The organism is Microbulbifer flavimaris (genome assembly GCF_001641755.2).
In the GTDB taxonomy this organism is placed as follows: domain Bacteria; phylum Pseudomonadota; class Gammaproteobacteria; order Pseudomonadales; family Cellvibrionaceae; genus Microbulbifer; species Microbulbifer flavimaris.
Window position 1 is genome coordinate 203,819 of sequence record NZ_LRFG02000001.1, and the last position, 17,356, is coordinate 221,174.

The 17,356-nt window shown below is 60.9% G+C and carries 17 protein-coding genes and 1 pseudogene; 8 read left to right on the plus strand and 10 right to left on the minus strand.

The genetic code is table 11. The features are described from left to right. Positions 1-2: 2 nt before the first annotated feature. Positions 3-719: a VC0807 family protein gene (locus AWR36_RS00920; RefSeq protein ID WP_067079802.1), complete on the minus strand. Its 717-nt coding sequence runs from the start codon at positions 717-719 to the stop codon at positions 3-5. A 176-nt stretch (positions 720-895) separates the two neighbouring features. On the opposite strand from AWR36_RS00920, the gene AWR36_RS00925 reads away from it, so the two are divergent. The 5 genes and pseudogenes from AWR36_RS00925 (at position 896) to rluB (ending at position 5,842) form a co-directional block, all read left to right on the plus strand. Beyond that, positions 896-1,807, plus strand: a complete 912-nt coding sequence (locus AWR36_RS00925) for a PHP domain-containing protein (protein ID WP_231745204.1) — start codon at positions 896-898, stop codon at positions 1,805-1,807. A 42-nt stretch (positions 1,808-1,849) separates the two neighbouring features. Continuing rightward, complete coding sequence (locus AWR36_RS00930; protein WP_067079804.1) at positions 1,850-2,473, plus strand: L-threonylcarbamoyladenylate synthase; 624 nt, start codon at positions 1,850-1,852, stop codon at positions 2,471-2,473. A 57-nt stretch (positions 2,474-2,530) separates the two neighbouring features. Further along, positions 2,531-3,448, plus strand: a pseudogene (locus tag AWR36_RS00935) (segregation and condensation protein A); the annotation flags it as partial. Between the two features lie 235 nt (positions 3,449-3,683). Further along, entirely contained in the window at positions 3,684-4,988 is a 1,305-nt protein-coding gene (gene scpB, locus AWR36_RS00940; RefSeq protein WP_067104398.1) for an SMC-Scp complex subunit ScpB, read from the plus strand. Further along, positions 4,988-5,842, plus strand: coding sequence for a 23S rRNA pseudouridine(2605) synthase RluB (rluB, locus tag AWR36_RS00945; protein ID WP_067079805.1), 855 nt, complete (start codon positions 4,988-4,990; stop codon positions 5,840-5,842). The genes scpB and rluB overlap by 1 nt, the downstream gene beginning before the upstream one ends. 93 nt (positions 5,843-5,935) lie before the next feature. Here rluB and AWR36_RS00950 read toward each other — a convergent pair whose 3' ends face one another. From AWR36_RS00950 to AWR36_RS00960, 3 genes are all read right to left on the minus strand, one after another. Continuing rightward, on the minus strand, positions 5,936-6,643 hold the full coding sequence (locus AWR36_RS00950) for an SRPBCC family protein (protein WP_067079807.1): 708 nt from the start codon (positions 6,641-6,643) through the stop codon (positions 5,936-5,938). Between the two features lie 86 nt (positions 6,644-6,729). Then, entirely contained in the window at positions 6,730-8,106 is a 1,377-nt protein-coding gene (locus AWR36_RS00955) for an ATP-binding protein (protein WP_067079809.1), read from the minus strand. Continuing rightward, the gene (locus tag AWR36_RS00960) at positions 8,106-8,813 is read right to left on the minus strand and encodes a response regulator transcription factor (RefSeq protein ID WP_067079811.1); all 708 of its coding nucleotides are present in this window, start codon (positions 8,811-8,813) and stop codon (positions 8,106-8,108) included. Before AWR36_RS00960 ends, AWR36_RS00955 begins: the two co-directional genes overlap by 1 nt. A gap of 189 nt (positions 8,814-9,002) precedes the next feature. Here AWR36_RS00960 and AWR36_RS00965 point away from each other — a divergent pair, with 189 nt between their 5' ends. The 3 genes from AWR36_RS00965 (at position 9,003) to AWR36_RS00975 (ending at position 10,648) form a co-directional block, all read left to right on the plus strand. Then, a complete protein-coding gene (locus AWR36_RS00965; protein WP_067079813.1) occupies positions 9,003-9,488 on the plus strand; it encodes a Spy/CpxP family protein refolding chaperone in 486 nt (161 codons plus the stop codon). A 210-nt stretch (positions 9,489-9,698) separates the two neighbouring features. After that, positions 9,699-10,250, plus strand: coding sequence for a flavodoxin (locus AWR36_RS00970; RefSeq protein ID WP_067081729.1), 552 nt, complete (start codon positions 9,699-9,701; stop codon positions 10,248-10,250). Positions 10,251-10,255: 5 nt separating this feature from the next. Continuing rightward, a complete protein-coding gene (locus tag AWR36_RS00975) occupies positions 10,256-10,648 on the plus strand; it encodes a hypothetical protein (protein ID WP_067079815.1) in 393 nt (130 codons plus the stop codon). A gap of 39 nt (positions 10,649-10,687) precedes the next feature. Here the strand turns inward: AWR36_RS00975 and AWR36_RS00980 are convergent, their stop codons facing one another. From AWR36_RS00980 to dapC, 6 genes are all read right to left on the minus strand, one after another. Further along, on the minus strand, positions 10,688-12,691 hold the full coding sequence (locus AWR36_RS00980; RefSeq protein ID WP_067079817.1) for an alpha/beta hydrolase family protein: 2,004 nt from the start codon (positions 12,689-12,691) through the stop codon (positions 10,688-10,690). A gap of 93 nt (positions 12,692-12,784) precedes the next feature. After that, on the minus strand, positions 12,785-13,918 hold the full coding sequence (gene dapE / locus AWR36_RS00985) for a succinyl-diaminopimelate desuccinylase (protein ID WP_067079818.1): 1,134 nt from the start codon (positions 13,916-13,918) through the stop codon (positions 12,785-12,787). Positions 13,919-14,052: 134 nt separating this feature from the next. Next, on the minus strand, positions 14,053-15,084 hold the full coding sequence (dapD, locus tag AWR36_RS00990; RefSeq protein ID WP_197409207.1) for a 2,3,4,5-tetrahydropyridine-2,6-dicarboxylate N-succinyltransferase: 1,032 nt from the start codon (positions 15,082-15,084) through the stop codon (positions 14,053-14,055). After that, positions 15,084-15,440: an ArsC family reductase gene (locus AWR36_RS00995; protein WP_067079822.1), complete on the minus strand. Its 357-nt coding sequence runs from the start codon at positions 15,438-15,440 to the stop codon at positions 15,084-15,086. Before AWR36_RS00995 ends, dapD begins: the two co-directional genes overlap by 1 nt. Next, positions 15,437-16,111 carry an endonuclease III gene (gene nth, locus AWR36_RS01000; protein ID WP_067079824.1) on the minus strand — a complete coding sequence of 225 codons (675 nt, stop codon included), beginning with the start codon at positions 16,109-16,111 and terminating at the stop codon, positions 15,437-15,439. Before nth ends, AWR36_RS00995 begins: the two co-directional genes overlap by 4 nt. A gap of 51 nt (positions 16,112-16,162) precedes the next feature. Then, the gene (gene dapC / locus AWR36_RS01005) at positions 16,163-17,335 is read right to left on the minus strand and encodes a succinyldiaminopimelate transaminase (protein ID WP_067079825.1); all 1,173 of its coding nucleotides are present in this window, start codon (positions 17,333-17,335) and stop codon (positions 16,163-16,165) included. Positions 17,336-17,356: the final 21 nt, after the last annotated feature.

Sequence of the window (17,356 nt, forward strand, 5' to 3'; positions counted from 1 at the left end):
AATTACTGTACGACGATCACGTCTTCCAGTTTCAGGCCGGTCAGCTGGCCAATGCGGCGAAACAGGAAGAACAGTGCGGCCATCAGGATAATGGTGGCCGGCAATGCGATTACCGGGAAGCTGAGCGCAGTCATTTTGCCCAGCTCCGCGTTGAAGGCCTCGGTACCGGGCGGGCTCTGCAGCAGGATCTTGGCGAGGATATAGTTCAATGCAGAGGACAGGAAGAAGGATCCCGCGATCATCCAGGAAGCGTGCTGCAGCGTGCGCTCGAAGGCCAGCAGATTCCCCCGGCCCTCTAGGGCGCGGGCGATCTTTGCCGTATCGAGGATGCGATCGTTATAGAGGAGGGTGCGCACCAGCGGCCAGCGGGTGTACAGCGAGGCCATGGTGGCAATGCCCAGCAGGCCGGGGATAGCGGCCTCCTTGATCGCAATGTACTTGGCATCCAGCTCCAGCAGGCTGATTCCGCCAGTGAGCAGGATGCTGATAATGCCGAGCGCCGAGAAGAAGTTGACCTTGCCGGACTGGGTGAAGTCGCGCAGGCCGTAAACCAGCGGGAAGGCCAGCGCTACGACGATCGCCCACTTGGTGCCCAGCCAGTCATCTCCTGACAGTTTGGTCAGGATCAGGGTGGGAATAATGATGTTCAGCAGCAGGTTGAGGAGCAGGCTTTCCCGCTTCGGTTGCTGCACGGCGGTGGTCGCGTTGGTTTCGGTCATGCTCGGTTCCGGTGATAATGCCCGCGCTAGCGGCGACACCTGCCGGCCATTCCAGCCAGGTGGTGTCGGAATCGGCGGCCCGTGGCGCCGACAGTTGCGGGCGCAGCTATGACAGCAGATTTGCCCAATTGTTCAACGCGGATGTCCCGATCCGCTGCAGAGAAAGAGAGGCCGATGTGAAAGCCCTGCCGTCCACTGCTCACACGGGTCTGGTTGACCTGCACTGCCACAGTTCGGCGTCGGACGGTATTTTAAGTCCTGCACAGCTGGTGTCGAGGGCGAAATCCTGCGGTGTGACCCTGCTCGCGCTCACCGATCACGATACGGTAGCGGGCATCGGGGAAGCCCGCGCGGCCGCCGCCGGCACGGGGGTGACCCTGTTGCCGGGCATCGAATTCTCGTCTCGCTGGGGCAAGCAGCTTGTGCATGTCGTCGGATTGGGCGTGGACACCGAGTCACCCATACTGCGGCAGGCGATAGCGGCTCGGGATGCCCTGCGGGCGGAGCGGGCGGAACGGATCGCTGAGCGCCTCGAGAAGCGCGGCTTCACCGGCGCTCTCGAAGGCGCCAGGCGTCTGGCGGGGGCAGGGGTACTGGGTCGCCCCCACTTTGCCCGCTGGCTGGTAGAGGCCGGACACGTGCAGGACACCGCGCGCGCCTTCAAGCGCTACCTGGGTGCGGGAAAGTGCGGTGACGTGACCGTGGAGTGGCCGCAGCTGGAGCAGACGGTGGGCGAAATCCACGGCGCGGGTGGTTGCGCAGTGCTGGCCCATCCTCTGAAGTACGGCATGACCCGCACGCGACTCCTGCGTCTGATGACAGAGTTCCGGAGTGCCGCCGGCGATGCTGTGGAGGTGGTCTGCGGGCGCCAGAACCCGGTGCAGACGCGCGAGGTTACGCGGCTGGTGGCCGATGCGGCTCAGGCGACGAGTGGGGCCGGCACGCTGCTGTGCTCAGTTGGCAGTGACTTCCATCAGCCGGGGCAGCCCTGGCGCGAACTGGGATGTGCACAGTTGCCCGCGGACGTCGAGCCGGTCTGGAATCTGTGGCAAACTAGCGCCAACGAAACGGCCGCAACGCCCGACTGAGGCCGGTCCGGGCGGTTGCCGAGGAATTCTCAGGGGGTCACTTTGGCGCAGTTTTTCCAGATACATCCAGAAAACCCGCAGGCGCGGCTGATCAGGCAGGCGGCGGATATTGTCGCGTCCGGGGGTGTGATCGTCTTTCCCACCGATTCCGCCTATGCCATTGGCTGTCGAGTGGGGGAGAAGCTGGCAGTGGAGCGCATACGCGTCCTGCGCCAGTTGGACAAGCAGCACAACTTCACCCTGATGTGTCGGGACCTTTCGGAGCTGGCCAGCTATGCCAAGGTGGACAACCAGATGTTCCGCCTGCTGAAAGCCCATACGCCGGGCCCTTACACCTTTATTATGCCGGCCACGGCCGAAGTGCCGCGCCGCCTCATGCACCCGAAGCGCAAGACGATCGGGTTGCGGGTGCCCGAAAACGCCATCGTGCAGGCGTTGATCGAGGAGCTGGGTGAGCCGCTGATGAGCTGTAGCCTGATCATGCCCGGCGACACGCAACCGCTGACCGACCCCTATGAGATCCGTGATCTGCTGGAGCACCAGGTGGAGCTGATCATCGACGGCGGCTTCTGTGGCCTGGAGGCGACGACAGTTGTGGATCTCACCGGTGACGAACCGGAACTGATCCGTCAGGGATGCGGACCCATTGACGAGCTCACCAGCTGACGACTGTGGCGGGGCTGGGGTGTATAATCGCGCGTTTGCATTCGAGGGTAGGGCAGCGTGTCCAGTGAAGAGTTACTAGCCGAGGCAGAGCAGCAGATTCTCGCCGACGTGGCCGAAGCCGCCGAGCGGGCTGCCGAAGACGAGGCTGGAGAGGGCGCTGAAGAAGGCGCTGACGAGCCCGCGGGCGGCCCCCGCCAGGGTGAGATGCCCTTTGCCATGGTGCAGGGCGAAGCCTATACGGAGCTGCCCGCCGACCTGTATATCCCACCCGATGCGCTGGAAGTCATCCTGGAGGCCTTTGAGGGCCCCCTGGACCTGCTGCTATACCTGATCCGCCGCCAGAACCTCGATATCCTCGAGATCAATGTCGCTGACATCACCCGCCAGTACATGGGCTATGTGGAGATGATGACCTCCATGCGCTTCGAGCTGGCGGCCGAGTATCTGGTGATGGCGGCCATGCTGGCGGAGATCAAGTCCCGCATGCTGCTGCCGCGCCCGCCCGAAGCCGAGGAGGAGGAGGGCGAGGACCCCCGCGCTGCGCTCATCCGGCGCCTGCAGGAATACGAGCGTTTCAAGACTGCCGCCGAGGATATCGACGAGATCCCCCGCATGGGACGCGATGTCCACCAGGCCAGCGCCCAGGGCCCGGACCGCAACATCACCCGGCCCGACCCGGAAGTCTCCTTGCAGGAGATGCTGGTGGCGCTGTCCCAGGTGCTGCGCCGGGCTGACATGTTCGAGAGCCACCAGGTCGAGCGGGAAAAACTCTCCACCCGTGAGCGTATGACCCAGGTGCTGGATCGTATCCGCCACCGCCAGTTCGTTCCCTTTGTCAGCCTGTTCAAGGTCGAGGAAGGGCGCCTGGGGGTCGTGGTGACTTTCCTGGCGGTGATGGAGCTGGTGAAGGAATCCCTGGTAGAGCTGATCCAGAACGAGCCCTTTGGCGCCATCCATGTGCGCGCTGCGGGTCAGGAGCCGGAAGGCGAGAGCGATGGCGAAGGTGAGAGCGGGGCCGATGCCGGGGAGCTTGGCGATGGGGAGAAGTACCGCGCTAGCGAGGAACTCGACGAGATCGGGGATCCCCAGCAAGAGCCCGTGACCGGGTCCGCCGGGTCGGCGGACTGATTCGCCGCGCCGGAGAGAGTGACACAATCAAGACAATTTCTGCCGCGCAACTGCGCGGCGAACCGTGAATTAGAGTGAAGCAATGACCATTGCACCGGAATTACTGCGTCGCATTGTTGAGGGCGCCCTGCTGGCCTCGGGTCAGCCTCTGTCAGAGGACCGCCTGCTGTCCCTGATCGATGAGGGTGAGCGCCCGGAGAAGTCCATACTGCGTGAGGTGCTGCAGGAAATTGCCGACAGTTGCGGCGAGCGGGGCTTCGAGCTGCGCGAAGTTGCCAGTGGCTGGCGTTTTCAGGTGCCGGAGGACCTTGCGCCCTGGGTGAACCGCCTGTGGGAGGAAAAACCGCAGAAATACTCCCGTGCGGTGCTCGAGACCCTGGCAATTATTGCCTACCGGCAGCCTATTACCCGCGGTGATATCGAAGAGATACGCGGCGTGGCGGTCAGTTCACATATCGTGAAAACCCTGTCCGAACGCGGCTGGATCAAGGTGGTGGGTCAGCGGGATGTACCCGGCCGGCCGTCCCTGTATGCCACTACCAAAGAATTCCTCGACTACTTTAATCTGCGCACGCTCGATGACCTGCCGACTCTGTCCGAGATTCGCGATATCGACAGCCTGAACCAGGCGCTGGATCTGGGGCAGCAGACCGAAGGTGCGGGTGAGGCGAGCCCGGAGGCGTCCGAGGCGGCAACTGAAGCCGGCGGAGAAGACAGTTCAACCCGGGACGGGAGCGTCTCTGAGGGTGAGGATCTGGCAGGGGGTGAAAGTCTCTCAGAGATTGATGGCACCGCCGAAAATGTCGAGAGTGAAAGCGATCTGGTGGAAAGCGATCTGGTGGAAAGCACAGAGGCGGAGTTGGCGGAAGCTGAAGCCGAGGCGGAGCCGGTAGGTGAGTCCAGTGCGGATGAGACCGCTCGCGAAGACGCCGTGGGCGAGGATGAAGCGCTTCCGGCAACCGACAGTGCAAAGGCGCCTGCAGCCGAGCAGTCAGAAACTGTGCCAACAGCCGGATCACTCTTTGCTGAGACTTCCCCGCTAGAGAGCCCCATGGTTGAAAGCGCTATGGTTGATAGCTCCATGGGTGAAAGTTCCATGGGTGAAAGTCCCATGGGTGAGAGTCCAATCGTTGGAAGTCCCGCCGAAGTGTTCGAAGAGGAACAGCTATCTTCACCTCAGGGCGAGGAATCCAGTCGTGATGGCCTCGCCGCCGTGGAAGAGGCGATCCCCGAGGCAGAAGCAAGCGACGAAAGTGTCGTTGATGATCTGGGGGAGACCGAAGCCCCGGCGGTCACTGAAAGTGCCGCCGAAATGACGGAACAGGGTCAGTCCGCTGGCGAAGAAGATGAGCGGCGGCCGCGAAATGAATTGGAACCAGCGACCTGATGAGTGAAGAGACTGCCCCCAGGGGCGAAAAATTACAGAAGGTGCTGGCGCGCGCCGGACTCGGATCCCGTCGCGAGATGGAGCGGGCGATCGAGGCCGGACGGGTGACGGTCAATGGCCAGGTAGCAGAGCTTGGCGAGCGGGTCACCACTGAGGATCACATCGAATTCGACGGCCGCCGCCTGCCGGCGGCCGAAGAGAACCGCTGTCGGGTGATTTTGTATAACAAGCCGGTTGGTGAGATCTGTTCCCGCCATGATCCCGAAGGTAGGCCGACCGTATATGACCGTCTGCCCAGACTTCGCTCCGGGCGCTGGATCTCGGTCGGTCGCCTGGATTTCAATACCAGTGGACTGCTGTTGTTTACCAACAGCGGGGAGCTGGCCAACAAGCTGATGCACCCCTCTTCGGTGATCGACCGCGAATACCTGGTGCGAATCCAGGGTTCGGTCGATGATGAAATGAAGCAGCGTCTGCTCGATGGCGTACTGCTCGAGGATGGTGTGGCGCGGTTTACCGATATCGTCGAGAGCGGCGGTGAGGGCAATAATCGCTGGTTTTACTGTGTGGTGATGGAAGGCCGCAATCGCGAGGTGCGCCGCCTGTGGGAATCCCAGGGGGTACGTGTGAGCCGGCTCAAGCGGGTGCGCTACGGCAGCGTGTTTATTCCGTCCAATGTGCGCGTGGGCCAGTGGATTGAAATGGAGCCGAAGGAGATCGACGATCTCTGCGTTACCGCCGGCATGCCCAAATTGGGGCAGCGCCCGCTGACCCAGGCTGAACGTCAGAACCTGCAGCGACAGCGGCGCAAACTGCGCAAGCCCCCGGCCCGCCGGAAACCGTCCAAAGGTTGAGTGGCCACCAGCTTCAGCAGTAGTTTGACAGCAGCCCGGATTGGGCGGCAGGCAGGGGCCGCTGGTCCCTGCCCACATTGCCGCCAGTAATACTCAGGTCGATTCTTCCTCAACCGGTTCCTCGGCTTCCTCCTCCATTATTTCGCTCTGGATGCCCGGGTCCATGTCGCCCGGGTCTGTACCGATTTCATCATCGCCCTCCGAGCCCTCCAGAGGCAGCTCGCTGTCGGAGCCGTTATCCGCCTCGAAGTCTTCCGGCATATCCACAGCCGGTGATGTCGCCTCGGATTCCACCAGGTTTTTCAGCTTCTGTAGTCCCTGCTCGTAGGATTGGCCGATCATGCGCTTGACCATGATGCCGAACCAGCGCGCGATGGGGCTGCCGCCCAAATCGGTACTGAACCACCAGGTGACGTTGGTGCCGCTGTCCTGGCGCACCAGGCGGATTTCCGACGTGGCCATGCCCTGCGCAGCGAAGTCCAGATCCATGCGCACGAGGGAATTCTGTTCGCTGGTGACAATGGTCTGCGAGCCAGTGCCAACGCTCGGGTTTTCACTCTGCCAGCTCATGGTCGCGCCGATTCCGGACTCGGGTCCGCTGTATTCATACTCGGTGGTGGGGTCCAGCTGGTACCAGGGAGACCAGCTGTTGAAGTTGCGCAGGTTGTTGACGTATTTGAACACTGCTTCGGGTGGCTTCGAGATATAGACACTGCGCTCAACGGTCACTTCCCGCGGTAGCAGGAAGCCCGCCAGGATCAGCAGGGCAATGAAAACCAGGATGTAGAGTATCCAGCGCATAACGGTTCCCTTTTATTGGTGTTCTGGCCCGAACCGCAGCCTTTTATCAATGATCAGCGATCACTTCGTAATGTGCAATGCGGCGATCAGTGCTCGTCGAGCGTGATAAGCGGCAGCGCGATTTCCACACAGAGTCCGCCCGCGGGCACATTGCGCGCGGATATCTGGCCGCCGTGGTGGCTGATGGTGCGCTGGGCGATGGCAAGTCCCAGTCCCACCCCGCCACTGTGTCGGGTGCGGGCGCTGTCGGTGCGGTAAAAGGGCCGGAAAATGGCCTCAAGCTCACTGTCCTCGACCCCGCTGCCGGAGTCGATCACCTGTATGCGGCAGGTCTTTGCGTCGCTACCGACGACCACGCTCACCGAGCTGCCGGCGGGGCTGTACTTGATGGCGTTGCGCAGAATGTTTTCCAGCGCGGCGGTGAGGGAGCTTCCCCGTGTAGCCACCAGTAGTTCCTCTTCTGCCAGTTGCAATTTGACCTGCAGGTTTTTCTCTCGCGCCTCGAGGCCCAGATCTTCTGTGAGTGCGTTCAGCAGAGCGCGGAGTTCCACCACATCGTCCAGTGGTCTCCGATCAGCACTGGCCACAGGCAGGGAAAGCACGTCGGCGATGATCTCCTCCAGGTAGTCGGCCGCTTTGCCGATTCGGTCCAACTCCCCGTCCAGCTTGCCGTCACTTTTCTGGCGCGCGATGCCCAGTGCCACCTGCAGGCGGGCGAGGGGAGAGCGCAATTCGTGGGAGACATCCTTGATCAGCCGCCGTTGCTCAGACATGGCGGACTGCAACTGCGCCGTCATGGTGTCGAAATCTTCCGCCAGCTCTGACAGTTCGTCACCGCGCTTGGCCAGCGTCGGCGCCACGCGGTAGTCCAGTTCTCCTGCAGCCACGCGGCGGGTCGCGGTGCGCAGTTTGTCCAGCGGACGGCTCAGGTAGCGCGCCAACCAATAGCAGGCAATGCCGGAAGCCAGTATTGACAGCAGCAGCATGGGCCAGAAGTTGCGCAGGATGAAGCGCAGCAGCAGTTCTTCCTTGCTGCTGCCGGCAATAAATGCCACCCGCAGGCTGTCGCCCCCGCGCTGGGGCACGAAAAAGGCGACGGTGGGTTTGTTGTTGACCAGGCCCTGATCCTCGCGGTTGCGAAAACTCAGGACCTTGAACAGCGGTGCCATCCCGCGGGGGATGGGGCGGTCGAGGATTTCGGCGCCACTGCGATCAATGGCATATATGCGATCGCGCGCCTCAACCGGCTGTCGCTCCAGCCAGAAGCGGAAGCTCTCCGGCCCGTGACGACGGGTCATGCGCAGATTGCGGGAAAGTTGGCGGAACAGTGCAGCCGATTCCCAGCGGTCTTCCAGGCGCGGATCGCCCACTTCGCGCACCTGGGTGACATAGACAGTGGCCACCACCATCACCACCGCGGTGATCCAGGCCCCGAAGAACATTTTCCAGAAGAGGGTGCGCATCAGGCCAGGTTGCCCTTGGTCAACTTGTAGCCGGCGCCGCGGATATTGATGATCAGGTCGCGGCTGGCGCCTTGCTCAGAGAGCTTCTTGCGGATATTACTCACATGCACGTCGATGGAGCGGTCGTAGGGCATCAACCTGCGGCCCAGTGCCTGCTTGGTAAGTGTCTCCTTGCTCACGACGTCTCCGGCGTGCTCCATCAGCACCTGCAGGACAGAGAATTCGGCCCCGGTGAGGGAGAGCGGCTGGTCCTGCCAGTAGCCCTGGTGCTCATCGGGAACCAGTCTCAGGGGGCCGCTACTGAGCGTGGCGCTGCTTTCCTCGACGACTTCAGTCTGGCCGCGACGCAAGACGGCCCGCAGCCTGGCGGCCAGCTCACGGGGATCGCAGGGCTTTGGCAGATAGTCGTCGGCGCCCATCTCGAGCCCTACAATCCGGTCGACAGTATCGCCCTTGGCGGTGAGCATCAGAATGGGCAGATGGCGGGAGGGGCCGTTTTCCTCCCGCAATTTGCGCAGTACGTCAAAGCCGGTGTGCACTGGCAGCATGACATCGAGCACCAGGGCGTCGAAGCTTTCCTCCTGTGCCAGCTGGAGCCCAACGCCGCCATCATTGGCCACGGTGACATCGAATCCCTCTGCGGAGAGAAATTCCCGCAACAGGTCGGTGAGTTCCATATCATCGTCGACAAGAAGAATACGGCTCATAGCTGGCTCCAGTCTGGTGTGCGCCCATTATATGCAATCAGCTGTCGGGTCATTCGACACAGGGGGCCGCTTTTACCGTTCTTAACAGTTGCTTACAGCGCTTATCCCCGCTTCACGCGCTGCCACTCTACTATGCACCTATCGAAAACAAACCACATTGAAAGAGAAGCTGAGGAGCTGGAGATGACAATGAATCGATGGAAAACGCTCACGAGTAGCGCAATTCTGGCGGGGCTGCTGGCGGCACCGATGGTGACACTGGCCGATCACCACAAGGGGCAGGGCGAGGGCTGGAAGGAGCAGCACCACGAGCGGATGCTCGAGCGCATGGCGGAAAAACTGGAGTTGACCGAGGGACAGAAAGCGCAGTTGAAAGCCAATCGTGATGCCAACCAGGAACAGCGGATGGCCCAGCGCCAGAAGATGCGCGAGCTGCGCGGGCAGATCCGCGACGCCATTGACTCCGGGGCCGACCAGGCCACCCTGGACCAATTGGGTGCAGAATTGGGCAAACTCCAGGTCAGCCAGATGCAGGAGAGGCACCGTCGCCATCAGGAGCTGGAGTCGATTCTCACAGACGAGCAAAAGGCCAAGCTTGAGCAAATGAAGACCGAGCGCAAGGCCCGCTGGCGCGAGCGTCACAAGGCCCGCAAAGGTGGTGCGGACAGCCAGTAGTTCGCCCAGCGCTTCCTGACCGGCCTCTGGAGACCCCCGCCCCGGGCTCGCTGCACGCCCCGCAATGCGGGGCTTTTTTGTCCGTAACCGCCATTTCCAGACCGATCAGTTCCGAGCTGGTCCCCCTCCGGTCTCCGCCTTGCCGCCGTCCGCCATAGCTGGGAAAATACCGCGCCGCCGATCCACGGCAGAGCGGACTGAGGAGTGATTGTGAGCAAAATCGGCTTGTTTTTTGGCAGTGACGAAGGCAACACCGAAGCGGTGGCGCAGCGGCTTGTGGCGCGGCTCGGAGAGGATCGCGTGGACGTCCACGACATCGCTGACGTTACCCAGCTGGAGATCGAGAACTACCAGCAGCTGATTTTTGGTATCCCGACCTGGGACTTTGGCCAGATCCAGTCCGACTGGGAGGAGTTCTGGGAGGATGTGCAGGAGATCGACTTCAGTGGCAAGACCGTGGCCCTCTTCGGTCTCGGCGACCAGTTTGGCTACGGGGATTATTTCCTCGACGCTATGGGCATGTTGCACGATGTGATCGTCGAGCGCGGTGCAGCGATCGTCGGTCAGTGGCCCACCGAGGGTTACGAGTTTGAGGCTTCCAAGGCGGAGATCGAAGGCGAGGGCAAGTTTGTGGGCCTCGGCATCGACGAGGACCAGCAGGAAGAGCTCACCAGTGGCCGCCTGAATCGCTGGTGCCGCCAGATCGCTGAGGAGTTTGGCCTCGCGGGTGGCGCGGGCAGCGTCACCGAGCTGGACGACTGAGCCCCATGAAATCCTCTCTGACCTTCAAGGACTTCTGGCCCTGGCTGGCCGAACACCCCAACTGCATTCTGCGCGCCGGTACTGCGGACTCGGTTGTCTACGATGACGACGACTACCACTGGCGCTTTGGCGAGGAAGACATGCGCACCCTGCTGGTTCAGGTCATGCGCGGTAAACGTCCCGTCGCCGAGCTGTTTATCGAGCCGGAGCACATCACCTCGGTCCAGGTGACACCCGGAGAGAAGGGCGAATACAACTTCGACCTGCTGGTGGAGTGGCAGGGCCAGACTCAGGTGGCCTACTTCTTCGTGCTCACCCACGGGTTCGAGGAAAATGATAAACAGCCCGAGCCTCGCCGGGGTGGCAACCCCGGCGGTCCAAGGGGGCGGTTGCACTGACCGGACTCGAGGGAGGGCACTCTCCCTCGAAAGAAAACCCTACTGCCGGCCTGCCGATCGGCCCGAGACTGTCAACCGGTCCGGCTTTTCGCTGGAGCCCACGCCGATATGCTGGTCAAGGAATTCCAGCAGCTGGCCGTATAGCTGCATATTATTTTCTTCCGCGTAAAAACCGTGCCCCTCGTTGGGTAAAATCAAGCTTTGAAAAGGTTTTCCCGCTGCCTGCAACTGCTCGATCATGGCTTCGGCGTGTTCCACCGGTGCTCGCTCATCTTTAGCGCCATGGACAATAAACACCGGCAGGTCCAGTTGGTCCACATTGTGCAGCGGGGAGTTTTCCTTCAGAAAAGCCTCATCCCGGCTGACCACTTCCTCCAGATAAGCGACCCCCCGATCCCGTCGACGGATGTCCCCTCGCTTGTACAGCATTTCCAGATCGTAAACGCCGACGTAGCCCACGGCACATTGATATAGGTCGGGATAGCGGATCGGGTTCATCAGTGCGGAATAGCCGCCGAAACTGGCACCAAAAATGCAAACCCGCTCCGGGTCTGCATATCCTTCACGCACTGCCCACTGCACTGCCTCGGCAATATCCCGCTGAATGTGATTGCCCCAGTGGCGCGTACCAGCTTCCAGGAATTGATCGCCATAGCCGGTCGAGCCGCGGAAGTTCACCTGCAGAACCAGGTAGCCGTTCTGGGAGAGAATCTGAGCGTCACGATCATAGCCCCAGTAATCTCGCGATCGCGGACCGCCGTGGGGCATGACCACCATCGGTATATTGGCTTGTCGATTACGGGGGAAGGTCAGGTATACGCCGATGTCGAGGTCGTCTGACGAAGTGAAACTTTCGGCACGCATTGGATTCAGGTCATCCGGCTTGAGCCAGTCAGCGGACGGGAGCAGGAAACTGGCTTTCTTGGAGTTCAAATCCACCAAAAAGTAGTCGCCGGGAAGTCTGTCGCCTGAGACTTTGAGCACTGCCTTGCCGCCATCGCGGGTAACGCTGGTGAAGCGAATCCGGTGCCCCTCAAATGCCTGGAGCAGGCCACGGTAAAAAGCAGCGAAGCCCTCACTTTCGTCAAAGAAATAGGTCTCCGGATAACCGGGATCGACCGTGACCCCGAGGGGGCGGTCAGAAACTGGATGGGATATCAATCGGCTGATATCCACCTCTTCATGGCGAAAAACTGGAGTGGTCTTACCGGATTTCATGTCCAGCTTGATCAGCTGCTCGGTCGCCCCGTTTCTATCAAGGACAAGGAATGCAGTGTTGGTCTCCCGGTCGAACCCAACCGGGTAAGCTTGAGAAAGCGTCTCCTCTTCGACAGGACTCCAGCCATTGTCGGTCTTGCGGAACAGTTCGTAGTTCGTTGCCCTGTCGGTTCCGTTGGCGAACACGAGATTACCAGCGCCATCGGTAAAAGCCCGGCCGCCGACCTGGGGGAGGCCAATCACCCGATGCCGAACACCGGAATAGATGTTCACACGATAGACAGATCCGTGGCTTTCGAAATCACGGGCCCAGGGACGGGTTGAAATAAGAATCTCATTATCGTTATCGACAAGAGGGTCGATGATGGTGGCGTGTGCTCGCGTGCTTTTTGCTTTTCTGATTTTTGAGCCCGTCTGCATTTCTCCGGCCCGCCAGCCAAAGATATTTTTCCCCTGTGAGCCATCGGCGTTTATTGCGTAGAGAGAGCCATAGTTCACGGGCTGCTCAAGTGCCGCCGTGCGTGCGATGACTTCTACCACCGCGCGGTCATCAGTCGCCCAGTAGAAGTTTCCCACCTCCTCTTTGCCCCGAAAGCGCAGGGCCCCAGTGACCTCCAGAGGGGAAAGAGACATGAAAACGAGAACACGCTCGCCCTCGTGAAGCTTCTGCACGGCAATATGCTTTCCGTCCGGAGAGATTTTGACCTGCTGGACTTCAGCGTGGCGAATCAAATTCTCCAGAGGGACAGTGGCTGCCGACGAAATAGTCGGTGAAAGCATAAAAATCAGGATCAGGGAAGACAGCAGAGAGGCTGGTTGGGGCACGGCAAGCTCCTTATGCGCAAAACTTGCCTTCGATTATGCCCCCGGAGGTAAGACGTATACAGGTATCGAGCGGAACTAGGTCACACTCTTAAATTACAGCAAAATACAGGACAGTATCTGCCGATACATATCTTTCAGCTGGTCCAGGTCTGCAGCACAAACACACTCATCGACCTTGTGTATCGTGGCGTTGACCGGTCCCAGCTCAACCACCTGTGCTCCCGTCGGAGCGATAAAGCGACCATCGGAAGTGCCGCCAGCGGTGGAGAGCTGCGTGGCCTCTCCGGTGACGTGGCGAATGGCAGTTTGTGCAGCTTCCACCAGCGGGCCCTCGGCGGTGAGGAAGGGCTGGCCGGAGAGCTTGAACTGGGCATCGTAGTTGAGCCCGTGCTTGTCGAGAATCGCCCGTGCCCGCTGTTCCAGCTCCTCGGCGGTGGTTTCGGTGGAGAAGCGCCAGTTGCAGACGACCTGCACCCGACCGGGGATCACGTTGGTAGCGCCGGTGCCGCCATTGATATTGGAGACCTGGAAGCTGGTGGCCGGAAAGAAGTCGTTGCCCTGATCCCACTCCTCGCTGGCGAGTTCGGCCAGTGCCGGCGCCAATCGGTGAATCGGGTTCTCCGCCAGGTGCGGGTAGGCCACATGCCCCTGAACACCGAAGACGGTGAGCTCCAGACCCAGCGAGCCCCTGCGGCCATTTTTGATGACGTCGCCAACGCGCTCGGTGCTGGAGGGCTCGCCCACCAGGCAGCAGTCGACTTTCTCGCCCTGCTCCTCCAGCCACTCCACCACCTTTACGGTGCCGTTGGTAGCGGGGCCCTCTTCATCGCTGGTGATCAGGAAGGCGATGCGACCATTGTGGTCGGGGTGTTTTTCGACGAACTCTTCACAGGCCACCACCATGGCAGCGAGAGAGCCTTTCATGTCGGCTGCACCGCGACCGAACAGATAGCCATCCTCGATAACCGGCTCAAAGGGTGGGTGCTGCCAGTTTTCTTCGGGCCCGGTGGGCACCACATCGGTATGGCCGGCAAAGGCGAACAGCGGCCCTTCGTTACTGCCTTCTCGCACTGCCCAGAAATTTTCGGTGTCGCCCCGGCGAAGGTGGGTGGTCTCAAAGCCGATATTTTCGAGGCGTTCGACCATCAGCTTCATGCAGCCGGCGTCCTCCGGGGTAACCGAGCGCAGGCGGATCAGATCGGAGGCGAGTTGTAGAGTAGGGGTCACTGCTGTTATTTCCTTGTGGCGGAATTCTGGTTGGCAAATTCAGGCAGTCTGGGGGGCTGACTATCGGCGGACCGGCGCTGCACCCCGGGCGCTCTCTAGACGGCCGTCCCTGGCCCTCGTCGAGTTCTAGCTTATTAATTGCTGTGCAGCGCTTCGTTCAGTTCAACCGCACTCTTGTTGGTCAGGCACTCCACCGCACCGTTGGTGGAATTGCGGCGGAATAGCAGGTCGGATTTGCCAGCCAGGTCGCGGGCCTTAACGTGCTCCACCAGCTTGCCATTGTCGTCCAGAAGCGCCACCTTGGTGCCGGCGGTGATATAGAGGCCCGCCTCCACAGTGCAGCGATCCCCCAGGGGAATACCGATGCCGGCATTGGCACCGAGCAGGCAGTTGTCACCGACGGAAATCACAATATTGCCACCACCGGAGAGCGTGCCCATCGTGGAGCTGCTGCCGCCGAGATCGGATCCGGCACCGACGAACACGCCGGCGGAGATGCGTCCCTCGATCATGCCCGGGCCTTGGGTACCGGCGTTAAAGTTGACGAAGCCCTCGTGCATGATGGTGGTGCCTTCGCCCAGGTAGGCGCCCAGGCGTACGCGCGCGGTGTGGGCGATGCGCACACCCGCCGGCACTACGTAATTGGTCATCTTCGGGAACTTGTCCACGCAGGCCACGTCCAGCAATTCACCTTTGAGGCGGGCCTCCAGCTGGCGCTCCGGCAGTTCTGCCAGATCGATGGCACCCTGATTGGTCCAGGCCACATTGACCAGCTTGCCGAAAATGCCATCGAGTTTCGTCTCGTGCGGCTTCACCAGGCGATGGGACAGCAGGTGCAGTTTCAGGTAGGCATCCGGCACTGATTGCGGTGCTTCGTCGGTAAACAGCAGGGTGGCCACGAGTGGCCGCTGGGACTGGCTGAACTGGCGCAGAGTTTCCGCCTGCTCGGGAGCGCCGGCGGATTGCAGCCGCTCGGCCAGGGGGGCGAGCTGGGCCGGGTCGAGGGCGATGACGGCGTTGCTGTCGCCGGCTTTCAGTACCTCGGTAACCGCGGCAACCACCGCGGCTGGTGGATTGAGCAGGGGTTTCGGGTAGTAGACTTCCAGCCACTCGCCTTTGCTGTTGCAGGTGCCCACGCCAAACCCGAGGCTATACATCGCATTCATCAGTTCGTCCCCTTCTCTAACAGTTCTGAAAATTCTTTCTCTTTGAAGCCAAAGCGTGTCTCGTCCCCACTTTCGGTTACCGGGCGCTTGATCAATGTCGGTGTCTCGGCGGCCAGGGTGAGCGCGGTGGCGTTGTCCATTGACTCTTTCTGTTCATCAGTGAGTGCCCGCCAACTGGTGGAGCGGCGATTCAGCACATTCTCCCAACCGAAACTTTTTAGCCAGCTTTCCAGCGGTACTGAGTCCATGCCATCTTCGCGGAAGTCGTGAAAGCGATATTCGACGCCGTTATTTTCGAGCCATTTGCGCGCTTTTTTGACAGTGTCACAGTTCTTGATGCCGTAGAGAGTAATCATGCCTTCTTCGTCTTTTTCGGGTGTTTGCGGGCCGGGTAACAGGTAGTGCAGATATCGCAGACGGTGCCGTCGCAGCCTCTTGCGGTGCAGTATTCACGACCGTAAAAAATAATCTGCAGGTGCAGCTTGTTCCATTTGTCCCGGGGAAATAACCGTTTCAGGTCCTTTTCGGTCTGCGCCACATTCTTGCCACTGGTCAGTCCCCAGCGCTGCGCCAGCCGATGGATATGGGTGTCTACCGGAAATGCGGGTTGGCCAAAGGCCTGGGACATTACTACGCTGGCGGTTTTGTGACCGACGCCCGGCAGGGTCTCCAGGGCAGCCATATTTTCCGGTACCTCGCCGTGGTACTCGTTGACGAGAATCTGCGACAGCTTGCTGATGGCCCTGGCTTTTTGCGGCGAGAGTCCGCAGGGGCGGATGACCTGCTGGATCTCCTCCACAGGGACACGTGCCATGTCGGCGGGATTGTCAGCCAGTTCCCACAGGGATGGAGTGACCTGGTTGACCCGCTCATCGGTGCACTGTGCAGAGAGCAGTACCGCCACCAGCAGCGTATAGGGGTCCTTGTGATCCAGTGGAACCGGGGTCTCGGGGTAGAGCTCCTCGAGGCGCTGCAGGATATACGCCACCCGCTCTTGCTTGAGGAGATTTTTTACTGCTGTCTCCACTTTGATGCTGTTCCTATGCCGTTGGTAATCGGTGGGGGATAGTAACGGGTATCAGCCGCAGAACTGCCGGATGCGGCGGGCAGCTTCTGCGCATTCTTCGCCAGTGGCTACAAGGGCCATGCGCACGTACTCGGCTCCGGGGTTTTCACCGTTTACCTGCCGGGCGAGATAACTGCCAGGAAGGACGGTGATGTTCTGCTGCCGGTACAGCTCGCGGGCGAATGCTTCTCCATCGCCAACCCGGGGCCAGAGATAAAAGCCCGCTTCAGGCCGGGCGACATCCAGACAGCCGTCGAGAATCTCGAGTACCGTTGCGAACTTCTCGCGATAGAGCGCGCGATTATGCCGCACGTGCTGCTCGTCCTGCCAGGCGGCGATAGAGGCGTACTGGGTTGGCAGCGGCATGGCGCAACCGTGATAGGTCCGGTAAAGCAGAAACTTTTCCAGTATTTCCCCATCACCGGCCACAAAGCCAGAGCGCAGTCCCGGGAGGTTCGAGCGCTTGGAGAGACTGTGGAATACCACACAGCGACGATAGTCGGTGCGGCCGAGCTCTTCGCATACCTGCAACAGGCCAACGGGCGGACGGCCTTCGTCGAAATAGAGTTCGGAGTAGCACTCGTCCGAGGCAATGGTGAAATCGTAGCGGTCTGCCAGTGCGATCAGTTTTCTCAGGTCGGCGCTGTCGAGCAGGGCACCGGTGGGATTGCCGGGGGTGCAGAGGTACAGCAGCTCGCACTCCTGCCAGACCTGGGTGGGGACCGCATCGAAGTCGGGCTTGAAGGCCTTGTCGGCGCTGCAATTGACGAAGTACGGTTCGGCCCCGGCCAGCAGGGCGGCGCCTTCGTAGATCTGGTAAAACGGATTTGGCATTACCACCTTGCTGCCCGGGGATACCGCCGCCTGGGCGAAGGCAAAGAGGGCTTCCCGGGTGCCGTTGACCGGCAGCACCTGGGTATCAGCGCAGACGTTCCCAAGCCGGAAGCGGTGGCACAGCCAGTCCGCGATGGCATTGCGCAGCGAATCCACCCCTATGGTGGCGGGGTAGGCGGCCAACTTGTCGAGGTTGGCGGTCAGGGTCTCAGCTGCGAACGCAGGGGGCGCGTGTTTGGGTTCGCCAATGGAGAGGGCGATATGGGTTTTGTCCGCCGGTGCCACATCGTTTTTCAGCGCGGCCAGCTTGGTAAAAGGGTAGGGCTGCAGCAGCTCCAGTTTATTGTTCATCGCGCGTCCGGTCCTTAGAGG